The sequence below is a fragment of the Amphritea sp. GJ51-11 genome (assembly GCF_055808735.1).
Window position 1 is genome coordinate 2,799,481 of the sequence record NZ_CM147881.1, and the last position, 13,135, is coordinate 2,812,615.

Consider the following 13,135-nt stretch of genomic DNA (forward strand, 5'->3'; position numbering starts at 1 on the left):
GATCTCCCTTCACACAGATAAGAGCACAAACATAAGTTCAAACATGAGGATCGACAATCGTTCAGCGGTCAGTGTTGATGCTGACCATATAACCGAGCATATAATCCATTCTGCTGTAACAACGCATCATGATCACCCTGCTCTGCCACCTGACCATCTTCAAAAACATACACATGTTCAGCCTGCTTCACAGCGCTTAATCGATGAGCAACAATAATGGTAGTTCGCCCCTGTAAAAAGTGCGCTAAATCACGGTGTAAGTTATATTCGGTTTCAGCATCTAAAGCTGAGGTCGCTTCATCCAAAATCACCACCTTAGGATCGGTCAACACCATCCTTGCTATCGCTAGACGCTGGCGCTGACCACCGGATAATCTCACGCCTTGGCGACCCACCATGGTATCTAGCCCCTCATCTAACTGACGGACATAAGGCTCCAGTTGCGCCACCTCGAGTGCTTGCCACAGTTGTCGATCACTGAAATCTCGCCCGAGTGTAAGATTACCCCGGATCGAATCATTAAATAGTGCGGGATGCTGCAAAACGGTCGCGACATTTTCCCGCACCCGGTCAAGGCCGATCTGCTCCACCGGCACATCATTAAATAGCACCTGCCCGCGCTCCGCCTGATAAAGCCCCAGCAACACCTGCACCAATGTCGACTTCCCCCCACCGCTCGCCCCCACTAAAGCAATCTTTTGCCCAGCCGGAATTTTAAGCGATAGACCTTTGAGTATTTCCTGCCCATCAATATAGCTAAAATAGATATCTTTCAACTCGATAGACACCGATGCCGAGCCAGAGAAAGGGTTTTTCTGGTGCGGATAATCGGGTTCTTCATCCAACTCCGTCAACCGATTGATACGCTGCAAAGCCGCTTTCGCGCCATAAAAAGCATACTGGATCCCTAGCACCTCCTGTACCGGCCCCATCATAAACCAAAGATAACCAAATACGGCCATCATCTGGCCGATACTGAGATCGGAAAACACCACCATTCCCATCGATAAAGCTCGAAAGAGATCAAACCCCACCAGAAACACCATAAAACTAAAGCGGTTGGCCGCCTCACTGCGCCATTCAAAGCGGGTTGAGTGATCACGCAATGAACGAGCATCACCGATTAACCGTTGCAGATAATGGTTTTCTCGGTTGGCGGCTCGAATTTGGTAGATCGCCTCCAACACTTCGGTTAAGCCACCCTGAAATTGCTCGTAGGCACGATTTTCATGCTTTTTAAGCTCTTTCACCTGCTTGCCGATCAGCATCGTTAGCCAAACGACCAACGGATTTAACAGCAAAATAAACAGTGCCAGTTGCCAATTCATCCAGATTAAGACGATGGCCGTGCCAATAATGGTTAACAGTGCGATTAACAACCGACTGACCGATGCCCCGACGAAGCGATCAACGGTATCCAGATCGGTAATAAAATGAGAACTAACCGAGCCACTCCCCAAGGACTCATATTCAGCCATAGAGATCCGCTTGAGCCGTTGCAATAAACCAGCCCTGATGCGAAAGATAACCTCCTTGGAAATAATCGAAAATTGCCGCCCCTGCCAGACATTAAAAATCAGCGCCGCACCGCGTAAAATAATCGTCAACAACAGCACTGCGCTGATATATAACACCGGTCCGGCCCAATCATCGGGAAACAGTTGGTGACATAAACGCACCAAGGCTCCGGGCTGATCCAGCAACACCTCATCAACTAACATCGGCATCAACAACGGCAACGGTACACTGGCGCAGGTCGCCAGCAAGGCGATAAGATTGGCCTTAATCAATAACGGGCGGTATTCCAGCGCTACACTGAAAATATACTTCCAATTATAGGTCGGCTGATTCATGCAGAGTCATATCTCTAGGCTGTGTATCGAGGGAGTCTATCGCTGGATGCGGACTTAAGCTTGCCATCAAGCATCGCTTTTTGAGCCACCCATACAGTTAGGTGAAGCCGGAATCGCACCATTTTTTTCCTGCCATTCAGCCACGGTATACAGATGCAGCGCCAATGCATGAATGGGGTTATTCATCAATTCCGACAGCAACCCATAAATCATCTGATGGCGAGCGACAGCCCGCTTTCCCTCAAAATCATCCGCCACGACCGCCAATTTAAAGTGACTTTCCGTGGCAGGACCACTGTGCATATGGCTTTCATTTTCAATCACAAGATGCTGTAACCCTAACCCTTGGGTCAAACGTTGCTCAATCGCGGTTGCAATACTCATATCGATCCTAATCTGGTTTATTTGGTTTTATCCGCCGAATCGGCAGCTAATTTACTAAATTTGGAATGAATTCGTCGGGTAAGCAGCGCCACCGTCACAATGACCAATGGCATCGAGATCCCCAGCGAGAGGCTTTTGTTAATATGCAGCCCCTGATCATATAACACGCCGATAAAAATTTTCACCAGCCCAATGGTGTAATAACTGATCGCCGCAACCGATAACCCTTCGACAGTGTGCTGCATCATTAATTGAATCCGCGAACGCCGGTCCATCGAACTAAGCAACTCTTGATTTTGCCCCTGAATCGACAGTTCGACTTGGGTGCGCAGCATATCACTCACCCGGTCGATACGGCGTGACAGATCTTCTAATCGCTCGGCGGTGGCTTTACAGGTCCGAACGGCTGGAATCATCCGCCGCGTAATAAACTCATGCAGTGTCAGGTGACCCGATACCTCGTCTTCGCGTAGATCAGCCAAACGCTGCATCACTAAATCCTGATAGGCATTGGTGGCATTAAAGCGAAAGGTGGAACGGGCACGGTAGGCCTCGACGCGTGAAGCTAAATGAATCAAGCGGCCTAACAGTTCCCGTTCATCACGGCACTTTTCATCATCATATTCCTCGACCGACAAGATCTGTGTTAACTCAGCCAACTGCTGATCCATCAACTGTAACTGCGGGCCGATGGAACGCGCCATTGGTAAGCCCATCAACGTCATTAAGCGATAGGATTCGATCTCTAGTAAACGCTGAATCAAGCGCCCTAACTGACTGTCACTCATCTCCCGATTGTAGATCAAAAACCGCCCATAACCATCACTGTGCATACGGTAGCTGGTCCACACCTGAGCCGCCCCTTGGGACGGCTGGCTACCGACCAGACGCATCGACTCGAAGTGCTTTTTAACTTCAGGAAGCGCCGGTTCACCCCGACTGCGGACATCTTCAATGGACATATGGAACGCGGCCACCACCTCGCCACAAATTCCTTCTAGCCACCCCTCGGGTAGATGGCTAATACCGGTTTCAGCAAAGGGGTCACTCGACTGTCCGCCCAACCAGATAAAGGTATAGGAGACAAACTCCATATGCTTTTCCCAGCGAACCTGAAGATCACCAAACTGCTGTTGAAAGCAGGGCAGATCCTCGTTGGGTACAGCACCGCCAAGCACCTTACACAACTGCTGCAAATGACTGAACTGCTCAGCCTTTTGCTGTTCACTAGAGACAACCGAAAGATGGGTAATGCGTGCCGGACTGGGGATAACCTGGAACGGCCGTGAATGCATCTCTTCATAGAGTGATTCACGCAACGGATGCATATTAAGCTGAAGAGAACTTGCCGACATCGAACTACCTGTTAACCATTAACAAACTACTATTCTCAGCGATTACCGCTTATTAAAGCAACCATCCTGAAGACCTACACCGAAAAGGTGATGTTAATCCGCCAAAGGAGCCAACAATAGGGGTTCCTGTAACAGATCAACCGCCATAACTTGAGGGATAACCTCAAACCATTTGTGAAACAGCGCAAGCGTACGCTGCTCGGGCCAATGATCACCGAACTCATCCCATGCGGCCAACTCATTCTCAAAGATGCTGCCATAATGCTGGGCCAGTTGCTCAGTGATATCCTCCTCACTCTGAAACTCTTCCGCTAAATACACACTCCCCTCAGCGCGATGATCGGCAAGACTCATGGTCTGATTCAACTCATCCTGCTGCTGGTTGGCCCACTCAACAAACGGCTGACGTGGCAGCACCGCAAATCCCGAACGATTAATCAGTTTCATAGAGGCTTCTCCCAACTTCAGCTAAACTAGAGGCCAGCATTATAACCCCAGCCTTTGAGATGTGAATGAATATCCGCTGCTTGCCCCATCTGAATACCAAACAAGCCTGGCTTAACTTCTGCAAAAGAGAAGTCTCCTGCTGCTTTACCGAACAACCCGAGGCGATGGTCGACTTTCAAACCACCTATCTGATGATCACCGTACTGGAACGAAACACCCGGCACGGCAAACAGGCGATGAAATATAGCCTCGGCTCTCGCTCCTCGATGGCACCGGCGTGGAAGTTTATTAAGGCCTGTGATTTTAATCTCGAAATAATGATCGACGGGCTGGCGCAGATTAACTTTGATGGTAATGTGCGCGACAACTCACTATTGAAAGCTCATACCGACCTGACGGTGCGCAAGTTTTTTTCTCGCGATCGATCAATCATCTCACCGGGCAACCTTGGACGGTTGATCCCTCTCACCGCCCCGCCAGCGCACTGGGAGCTGCGCCATCTAGCCTGCCTACTGGCGAACCAACAATACCAAGATATGCGTACCGAACAGCTAGCACTGCCCGGCAACGATCAATTTATGGTTGAGTTTAGAGGCATACCGACACCCGAGATACAGAGCATGTTGGTAGAGATAATCAACCAACCACAGCTGTGGCAGGTGCGACCACACCCAAATGACTCGAGCCGCCTGACTATTCTGCGCCAAAACACACCACTGTGTAGCTTCGAGCCGAATTTTCACACCCCAAAACCAAAAATTGCCCAACGAGGAACCCGCTGGACAAGTGCAGTGAATAGCTAAGACGAGCTAAACCATGAGTAAGCGCTAAGCGCCTGAACCATTACCGCTGATCCAGGCACTTGTTAAGCGAACACTTAGGCGGGCACTAATCCTTCAACATCATCAATATCGGTCGATTTCTCAATCAGTCGATAAGGGTTATCGGAGTTAAGTAGCTCCTTGCCATTGATGGTTGGGAACTCCACATCAATATCCACAATCCGGCCATCCCGACACACATTGATAATGGTATCCATGGTGGTCGCCATCAGCGAATACTTATCATCCGGTGCCGCAATCAGCGTCTGCAAGCCTAAGTCACTCATAAAGCCCAATGAGGTCACGGTGTTTTCCGCATCCAGTTTATTGAAGGCTTCATCGAAGACCGACAAGCTAATACCACCCAACGTGACACCATCAGCGCTATCCCGAAGACGATAGGTCGCCCCCATTGCAGCAGCAATTGCCACATAAAATGGCACCTGATGCTCACCACCGGAACCGGTTTTAATCCGCTGAGACAGGGTGGTTTTGCGGTTACCATCAAGATCTTTAACCACCAATTCAAAGTTATAGAAGTTACGGTAGTCCTGCAGCAGGCTGCTTTCACCCTCATCTTTCAACACTTCATGAATCTTAGCCAGTGCGTCTTGGTGCGGACGTTTTTCATCATATTTGAAGTCAAACAGTGAACCGACATTCGCCTGATCCATGCGGGTATAGGCTTCGACCAACTCAAGAATATCTTTCAATTCGGGGTTTGGCATCATCTCAAAACTATACATTTCACGATGGAATGGACGATTTTTAAGGTGTGCATTCAGTTCACGAATCAGCTCTTTAATCTTATCGATCTGATCTTTAAGGTGCGCCACAAAGTCTGAACGGAATGAGGTTTCAGCCTCGAGTCTCGCGCGCTCAGCCTTTTCGGTGTATTCCGCCAGCTCGCTATCACGCAACGACTGAATCGTGTCATCAACAAACTGTGCTAACTGCTCATGGGATGAATCTTCACTCACTTTATCCAAGTCCTGATGACTCAGGCCTGAGCCATGGTAACGAGCCTTATACTGAGCCACACCATCACGGACAATATTCTTTTTACGCTCGACTAAGGCCAGCTCGGATTGCGCTTTCTTGGCCGACTCAAAGATAATCCGATCCAAGTCACCAGAACAAGACTCATCCATATAATCGCGCTTCTCTTGGGCCGACTGGGCGTCAAAATTCGCATCTGCTTCGCATCGTGTCCGGGCATTCGCATGATCACCCAGCTCATTATCCAACACTTCTAGGGAGGCATTGTCTTTAATCAAGCTAGTCCGGGTAGACTGCAACTGATCCATCAGTTTTTTCTGGGCGAGCTGGGTGGCTTTTTGCGCCTCGACCAACTCACTTATCCGTTTTTGGATACCGCTGTCATCTTGGTTACGCAGATCGGTAATACCTTGACGATAACCTTCGATCTCGGTTTGCAGCATCTCCCGCTGATTCACTAGATCAAAGGTGCGCTCAGTCACTCCAGTCAGCGCCGCCGTCATGCGGATTAGATTTTCCCGCAGACTATCCAAGGCTTCATGATCCTTGTTCAGCGCACTGAACTCAGCCATCATCTGATCAACTTGACGATCCTGCTGCTGCAGTTGATGCTGACGTCGACCACCACCGCTGCCCATCATCGGCGCCTCTTCACGGATCGAAGTGGTGGTGCCTTCGGTTTGCAGCATGCAATCGTAGGTTAAGGCACGCTCTTGCTTCAGCAGCTGGCTTTCGGTTTCAACCGCCATCACCCCGCCCAACGCACGGTTCATATAGGCCAGAGCATCGTCGCTCTGACAATCAACAAACTGCGCTAACGAGCCAGGTTTAGAACGGTTAAGCCACTCATGGGATTTAGTGGTATTAACAACTCGACAACCTTTCAGATGGCGACCCTTACGGCGATAGAGAGTGATCGCTTCTTTCACCCGATCGGGATCGACAATTAACGCTTCACGGCGCGCACCGAGAAAACTTTCGATCGCAATGCGCCATTTCTCATCATTGATATCGACCAACTCACAGATAGGCGTGGAATCGATGCCATAATCTTTTAACAGCTGCATCAGCTCACGAGTATTCCGGCGCAAGGGGGCGCGGCCCTCTTTTAGCTGTTCAACGGCACTTTTCTGATTCTGAATCTCACTGCGCAGCTCATTCATACGAATTACCGAGGATTCAAAACGGCGCGCAATCTCTCGCCGCACGGAGTCCACCGAGGCTTTCAGCTGGTTCAGATTGTTATCCACATCCACCGGCGCCTGAGGCCAGGTTTCGGCCATCATATCTTCACCGGAACGCCATAGCTCAACCGAATCTTTAACCACCGGAATAAAACTATCCGGCAGGTATTGCTGATAGTTAGCAAAACTCACGGCCGAACGCAGCAGTGAATACACATGCTGGACTTTCTCTTTCACTACATTCAGCTCATGCTGACGCGCATCGATGGAGTTTTCCAGCGCTTTGACTTTATGTGCACTGTCCGTGTTATTCAGCTCGGCACGGGTATTCGCCAGCGACTGCATAATCTCATTGAGCTCTTCACTCTTCGTTTCAAGATTGGTTTGCAGCGTGGTCTCTTTGACCTGATTAACCTCAAGCCGCTCTTGCGCTTCCTCTTTTTTCAGATCGGCGTGTTCAAAGCGGGTTTCATGCACCACCCATTCATACTCGACCGAGTTCTTAACGTTACGATCGATCCCTTTACACTGCTCCTGAACCTTTTCCAGTTCATCAATGCGGTTTGAAACTTCGCGGGTTTTCTGCTCCATCGCTCGGTATTCATCCAGCGATTTGCGAAAGCCCCCACATGGACAATATTCTCATCGAGGACAAATTCGCGAATAAACCGTGTAGGACTGTTGATCGGTATAAACTTCAACGCATTACGAAAGTTTTTCACAAACTTTTCATCATCGTTGGGCATCTGCTGATCGTAACTGAGTTCTGTCACCAGCTCGCGAATAAAACGGTTGGCCCGTTTCTCTAACTTCATCTCGGGACACTGCTTCAGCAGGCTTTCTTTAACCACCGGCCACTCTTTAGGTAAGCGACCGCCATCCTGCTTCACCGTAAAATCTTCGAGGCTGACGGAAAAATCAGGCAGAATAAAGCGCCCTAAAATATCTTCCTCAGGGGAGGAGAGCGAAGCACTGATCGCCAAGCCTACGCAAGTCTCTTTACCGGTTTCGGTATCGAAGAAACTGAGCGCCAGATAACTGACGGAATCCTGTCGAGCATTCTCTTTTTTGCCTAGATCATCCATAAAGCCAAGGCAGTAGGTGCGCAGGCTACGCTCACTCTTCTCACCAGCACTGGCGTTAAAGCTGAGAAACTTTTTGTTGCCGCCCATCAACACCGTCTGAATCGCATCCAGCAACGAGGATTTACCCGAACCGTTCGGGCCAATCACTGCCACATTACCCTTAATCGGAATTTCGACGGCACCCAGCACATACCAGTTCACCAGCACCATTCTATTGAGCTGTTTCATGAGCGGTTCTCCTCGGCGGCCGTGCCGGTATTATTGTCTTCAGTTTCTTCAGAGGCACGATCTGCACTTTCATTAGTTTCAGCGGCATCAGTTTCAACGGTAGACACGGCCTCAGGCGTTGACGCGTCTGCCTCACCAGTCGCGTTATCAGCCGCAGTATCGGCTTGCACCTCTGGCTGTGCTTGACCATCCTCTGCCGCCACTTTTGGGGGTAACTCATCATCCCGCTCTTCGCACAGTGCTTCGAGCTGCCCGATAAAGTCCTCTACCACTACCTGACGAATAGATGGATTAATGGTTAATGGAATATTCTTCGGATCGGTTTCATGCGGCTTGCCCCGCTCAATAACCCCGTGTCGGCTGAATAACGACAACAGCTCTTTTAACCGCGTCTCATTAGGGATTTCACGCCCGGTGAGGTTTTCATACAGGGTTAGCAGATCGTTGGTGGTGATATAAGCGCGACCGGCCTCTACATCAAAGGCTTCCAGCTTTTGCTCATACTGCTGACGCAAGCACAACAGAAACAGAGACTCATCCAACTTCAGCCGCATAAAGCGCTCTTCACCTTTAGGCAGAATCCCTAAATAGGCTTCATCCGGTTGATAAATCAATGACCAGCCAATAGCCGCAAACAGATTGGTAAAGTAATCGATATGGGACGCCACAAGGAAATAGCTATCACGATGCCCAGAGCGTTCAGAATAAAGAAACTGATTTACCAGCAGCATATTGGCCGCATGAACGAAATCCTCTTCCTGGTACTGATCGCTACGACCGATGATTTTCTGCAGATCACCCAGCATTATACTTTCCTCTGAATACTGAAATCGCGACACTCAACCATATCCGCGACATTGACATAATTATCTTCAAACTTAATTTCATACTTATTGGCCGTGCCCCGCCCTTTTTTACCCAGTGAGCGCATATGCCGCAGATAACTGAAGCAGATGTAATCCTCGATACACTCAATGGTGAAATCGGTGGCGGAGATCACTTTTCTATCCAAAAGATGGCGTTCGACATAGAGTTCGATATTTTCCGGCTTCACTTCGCGACGCGCTTTATACTCTTTAAACAGCTGGCGCATCTCCAGCACCCGCGGATCGATCTCTACGGGGCGAATTACTCGAGGTTTAGTTTCAACCCGACGTTTAATCGGCGAACGCACACTACCCGGCGCCAAGAACGCCACACCGTCAAGGGTATCAATATGCGGTATGACACGATCATCGAGCTTAGATACATCGGAGATTAGGCGCGACAGCCGTGAACTCATGCCCGGCGTCGTCTTATCCATATAGCGAACCGTATCCGCCACCCGTTTCTCGAGACGGTAACGGAAATCATCGATCGTGGCTAAACGTTGGTCGACCGACTCAAAAATACGGATGATCCGATTGATATGGCTATGCACCATCGCTTCGGCATCAACAAAGTTCAGTTCAAACTGTTCCTGATAATGCTTAGTGAGCTTCTCGACCTTGAGCGGGTCAAATTGAAGATCCCGCAGCATAGAGAGGATCTGCCGCCGAAAACGGAACGGGTTGTTCTTGGTCTTCAGGGTTTTATAGTCGGATACCAATATGTGGGCCACAAAGCGATCGAAGAAACTACGCACAATTTCTTGAGGATTCGACGTCGCCGCGAGACTGATTTTAAGCTCCCGCAACCCCAACATCATATCGGTCAGGTGAGCGCTGAAATCTGCCGCAGTTTGCGCCGCTTCCTGCAAGGTAATACCACGCCCCGCTGGATCACTAATCGCGGATTCCAGAGAGCTCAAGACGTTGAGAACCGCACCACCATAACTGCGCTTTTCCAACTCATTAATGCCCACGAGCGTCCGCAGCAGATAACTAATGGCCGGCGACAACAGCACAAAAGTACGGTAGATCCGCTGCTCTTCTTCAAGCCAGCCGGTATCCACCAAACGACGATAAATACGATTGGTATATTCCGCCGTTGAACGAGGAAGCTCTTGCCGTTCAGCCTCAGATTCACCCTCTTCTGGCTCCCAACGACGCACGCCAAGGCGCACCACGGTATCCTCGATACAGGAACGAATCAGATCTTTAGGCACGAACGGATCAACCAGGTCTTCATCGAAGAACTGATCAGCAAGATCCAGTAGAACTGCCTCGTAGATATGTTTATTTTGCCCCGATAAAGGGACAAATATTGTTTCGGGAAGCTTTTTAAAAAGCATCTCAGCTAAAATCTCCGGGCACGCTGTCGGGGAAGGTAGAAATAGGTCCAAATAAGTTCTTGGCGGACCACTTCCTTAATAAGGTTACCGATGATAGCGGAAATAGCCACACTGACCAAGTGGCAAACAAGACGGCTCAATCAAAGCCCTTCAATTTTTCGAAAAGCCGGCCAAAAAACATTAAAAATCAAACAGATAAAATATTGATTAATGTTTGATCAAGAACTTTTTTAACATCGAGTAAGTGAGTATAAACCGACACCATTGCCAAGTGCGTCTGAAAAGACTCCAGCGCTAGCGTTGATGAGACTAAACCAACAAAAACACCATGGCCATCGACCATCTCCAATACCTGATTGACCCGCTCAACACCATAAATCTGATTCAGCAGATCATGGTATTGCTCTAATGACCGCTCAGCATCAAGACGGAACATCAAACACTGATGCAAACAGCGATATAAACGCTCAAGACCTTGATCTTGTGGCCTACATTGCTGTATCCACTCGCTCCAAATCAGTGCTTCATCGAGTTCACCTAAGCGTAGGTTTAACAAGCATTTAAGCTCACCTACCCGCAGACTCCCCCAAGCACTATCGTCGTCAGGCAAAATACCGATGACCTCAACGACCCGCTGACCATCATCAAAACCGCCTTCTTCCAGCGCGACTAACAACGCCTCGATGGCCGCATCGCTTAGCGTCGACAAATTCAGCAATGGCTGACGCAATACCACACCGGCATTGCAGTTATCTCGCACCAACACATCAACAGGACACACCTCCGACATGCCCGGCACGATAATGTGACAACAGGGCACACCTAAGTGATCGTAATCGGCGATATAGATATCCATATCAACTTTATGAATCAAATAACACAAACGCTCAAATTCAGCCTGCGCATCACCTTCGATATTCCACTCGGTATAGTCATAATCGGTTTCGGTAGCGAACAGATCCCACGCTACTGAGCCACTCGAATTTATCAAATGTGCATTTAAATTATGCTGATCCGCCACCTCAGCAAGATCGAATGATGGCAGTAAGAACCCAGATAGATCATCCAGACTGCGCCCTTGCAGCAACTCAGCCACCGCTCGTTCAAACGCCACGGCAAATTTAGGGTGCGCACCAAACGCGGCACAACAGCCGCCATCCAAAGGGCTAATTAAGGTTACATTCACCAATGGAAATTGGCCGCCCAATGAGGCATCTTTCACCAACACTAGGTAACCATCACGCCGCAAACTTTCAATTGACGCCATGATGGTGGGATAACGGCCCAGCACCTCAGCAGGAATAGTCGGCAAACTAATCCCGGATGAAATAATCGTATTTTTGATATGCCGTTGGAAAATTTCCGCCAGCGCCTGCACCCTAGCCTCAGTAGCAGTATTCCCCGCCGCCATGCCATTACTTGCGTAAAGGTTGTTAATAATATTTACCGGGATCCACACCTGATCACCACTACGCTGATGTTCAAATGGAATGGCACAGATAGCTGAAGCGCGATGGTTCGCATGAATGTCCATCAACATCGACGCTTTCAGTTCACCATTCATGTTGTAATGCAACCGTGTGGGTTGATCTAACAAACCATCGGGTAAATCGTTACCACTCACCGGAAACCAGCGCTCATTAGGTGCGTAAACCACATCACCCGCAGCTACCGCCTGTCCGAAATAATAGCCGCTAAAGAAATAGCCACTGCTCAAACGCTCAAAAAAAGACCATAACGCACTCGCCAATGCCGCCTCTTTGGAAGTGCCCTTGCCGCGGGTACAACAGATAGAGCAACGACGATCCTGTAATTGCACGGACCAGACATTCACTACCGGGTTCTGACATTGCTCCACTTCAACATCAAAGCCTAATGCCTGTAAACGGGCACTCATAAGCGCTATCATATCTTTCAGCGATACATCTTTACCGGGAATCATATTCATAAAGATAAGGGACCTTTGCTGCCCGTTGTGAGTGAAAACCTATTTTAGAACGGCAAAAAAGCATCGTTTAAGCCCATCTAGCTCGGTTATAAGGTTTGTTTGAGCGACAAACAAACAACAACTAAAAAATCACTACGGCATTATCCCCCTATGAACCCAAAAAAGAAAAGCGCTACTAGTTAGATCGTTATTTAACCACTTAATAAAACAGTAAAATATTTACCTAACCCACTTGACGCATACCCACCTCATCATTAATATACGCCGCCACGGTTGAGACGTTCCTTGATAGCTCAGTTGGTAGAGCAGTAGACTGTTAATCTATTGGTCGCTGGTTCGAGTCCAGCTCGAGGAGCCAACCTTTTAACCGTAATGAATGACATTCCTCGATAGCTCAGTTGGTAGAGCAGTAGACTGTTAATCTATTGGTCGCTGGTTCGAGTCCAGCTCGAGGAGCCATTCACTCAGAACGGGGCATAGCGCAGCCTGGTAGCGCATCTGGTTTGGGACCAGAGGGTCGTAGGTTCGAATCCTGCTGCCCCGACCACTTTAAAGTTTCCCTAAAACTTTGAGTGGTTAGTTTCTGAAACACGTTTGATCGTTCGTGTATAAACATCGT

General features: G+C 49.0%; 10 protein-coding genes and 3 tRNA genes. 4 read left to right on the forward strand and 9 right to left on the reverse strand.

Features of this window, described 5'->3' with window-relative positions:
* Window positions 1–68: 68 nt before the first annotated feature.
* The 4 genes from AC0L4K_RS12550 to AC0L4K_RS12565 all read right to left on the reverse strand — a co-directional run bounded on the left by AC0L4K_RS12550 (window position 69) and on the right by AC0L4K_RS12565 (window position 4,039).
* Window positions 69–1,853 carry an ABC transporter ATP-binding protein gene (locus AC0L4K_RS12550; protein WP_473266445.1) on the reverse strand — a complete coding sequence of 595 codons (1,785 nt, stop codon included), beginning with the start codon at window positions 1,851–1,853 and terminating at the stop codon, window positions 69–71.
* Window positions 1,854–1,919: 66 nt separating this feature from the next.
* Window positions 1,920–2,237, reverse strand: coding sequence for a BolA family protein (locus AC0L4K_RS12555; protein WP_417224037.1), 318 nt, complete (start codon window positions 2,235–2,237; stop codon window positions 1,920–1,922).
* Window positions 2,238–2,254: 17 nt separating this feature from the next.
* A complete protein-coding gene (locus AC0L4K_RS12560; RefSeq protein WP_417224039.1) occupies window positions 2,255–3,592 on the reverse strand; it encodes a DUF3422 family protein in 1,338 nt (445 codons plus the stop codon).
* Between the two features lie 93 nt (window positions 3,593–3,685).
* The gene (locus tag AC0L4K_RS12565; RefSeq protein WP_417224041.1) at window positions 3,686–4,039 is read right to left on the reverse strand and encodes a hypothetical protein; all 354 of its coding nucleotides are present in this window, start codon (window positions 4,037–4,039) and stop codon (window positions 3,686–3,688) included.
* A gap of 65 nt (window positions 4,040–4,104) precedes the next feature.
* On the opposite strand from AC0L4K_RS12565, the gene AC0L4K_RS12570 reads away from it, so the two are divergent.
* Window positions 4,105–4,842: a hypothetical protein gene (locus AC0L4K_RS12570; protein ID WP_473266447.1), complete on the forward strand. Its 738-nt coding sequence runs from the start codon at window positions 4,105–4,107 to the stop codon at window positions 4,840–4,842.
* A 74-nt stretch (window positions 4,843–4,916) separates the two neighbouring features.
* Here the strand turns inward: AC0L4K_RS12570 and AC0L4K_RS12575 are convergent, their stop codons facing one another.
* The 5 genes from AC0L4K_RS12575 to ycaO all read right to left on the reverse strand — a co-directional run bounded on the left by AC0L4K_RS12575 (window position 4,917) and on the right by ycaO (window position 12,516).
* Window positions 4,917–7,388 (reverse strand): SbcC/MukB-like Walker B domain-containing protein, encoded by a 2,472-nt coding sequence (locus tag AC0L4K_RS12575; RefSeq protein ID WP_473269223.1) that lies wholly within the window; start codon window positions 7,386–7,388, stop codon window positions 4,917–4,919.
* Window positions 7,389–7,486: 98 nt separating this feature from the next.
* Window positions 7,487–8,356, reverse strand: a complete 870-nt coding sequence (locus tag AC0L4K_RS12580) for an ATP-binding protein (RefSeq protein WP_473266449.1) — start codon at window positions 8,354–8,356, stop codon at window positions 7,487–7,489.
* Entirely contained in the window at window positions 8,353–9,162 is an 810-nt protein-coding gene (locus AC0L4K_RS12585; protein ID WP_473266451.1) for a DUF4194 domain-containing protein, read from the reverse strand. The genes AC0L4K_RS12580 and AC0L4K_RS12585 overlap by 4 nt, the downstream gene beginning before the upstream one ends.
* Window positions 9,162–10,568, reverse strand: a complete 1,407-nt coding sequence (locus AC0L4K_RS12590; RefSeq protein WP_417224047.1) for a Wadjet anti-phage system protein JetA family protein — start codon at window positions 10,566–10,568, stop codon at window positions 9,162–9,164. The genes AC0L4K_RS12585 and AC0L4K_RS12590 overlap by 1 nt, the downstream gene beginning before the upstream one ends.
* Before the next feature lie 187 nt (window positions 10,569–10,755).
* Complete coding sequence (gene ycaO / locus AC0L4K_RS12595; protein ID WP_473266453.1) at window positions 10,756–12,516, reverse strand: 30S ribosomal protein S12 methylthiotransferase accessory factor YcaO; 1,761 nt, start codon at window positions 12,514–12,516, stop codon at window positions 10,756–10,758.
* Between the two features lie 282 nt (window positions 12,517–12,798).
* Here ycaO and AC0L4K_RS12600 point away from each other — a divergent pair.
* The 3 genes from AC0L4K_RS12600 (at window position 12,799) to AC0L4K_RS12610 (ending at window position 13,063) form a co-directional block, all read left to right on the forward strand.
* Window positions 12,799–12,874, forward strand: a tRNA-Asn gene (locus AC0L4K_RS12600).
* 25 nt (window positions 12,875–12,899) lie between these two features.
* A tRNA-Asn gene (locus AC0L4K_RS12605) sits at window positions 12,900–12,975 on the forward strand.
* Window positions 12,976–12,986: 11 nt separating this feature from the next.
* A tRNA-Pro gene (locus tag AC0L4K_RS12610) sits at window positions 12,987–13,063 on the forward strand.
* Window positions 13,064–13,135 lie beyond the last annotated feature (72 nt).

Bases quoted from the DNA above. Each gene is read 5' to 3' on its own strand.
- AC0L4K_RS12570 (WP_473266447.1), top strand. From the start codon at position 4,105: ATGAATATCCGCTGCTTGCCCCATCTGAATACCAAACAAGCCTGGCTT.
- AC0L4K_RS12590 (WP_417224047.1), bottom strand. From the start codon at position 10,568: ATGCTTTTTAAAAAGCTTCCCGAAACAATATTTGTCCCTTTATCGGGG.
- ycaO (WP_473266453.1), bottom strand. From the start codon at position 12,516: ATGAATATGATTCCCGGTAAAGATGTATCGCTGAAAGATATGATAGCG.
- AC0L4K_RS12580 (WP_473266449.1), bottom strand. From the start codon at position 8,356: ATGAAACAGCTCAATAGAATGGTGCTGGTGAACTGGTATGTGCTGGGT.
- AC0L4K_RS12575 (WP_473269223.1), bottom strand. From the start codon at position 7,388: ATGCAGTCGCTGGCGAATACCCGTGCCGAGCTGAATAACACGGACAGT.
- AC0L4K_RS12585 (WP_473266451.1), bottom strand. From the start codon at position 9,162: ATGCTGGGTGATCTGCAGAAAATCATCGGTCGTAGCGATCAGTACCAG.
- AC0L4K_RS12550 (WP_473266445.1), bottom strand. From the start codon at position 1,853: ATGAATCAGCCGACCTATAATTGGAAGTATATTTTCAGTGTAGCGCTG.
- AC0L4K_RS12560 (WP_417224039.1), bottom strand. From the start codon at position 3,592: ATGTCGGCAAGTTCTCTTCAGCTTAATATGCATCCGTTGCGTGAATCA.
- AC0L4K_RS12555 (WP_417224037.1), bottom strand. From the start codon at position 2,237: ATGAGTATTGCAACCGCGATTGAGCAACGTTTGACCCAAGGGTTAGGG.
- AC0L4K_RS12565 (WP_417224041.1), bottom strand. From the start codon at position 4,039: ATGAAACTGATTAATCGTTCGGGATTTGCGGTGCTGCCACGTCAGCCG.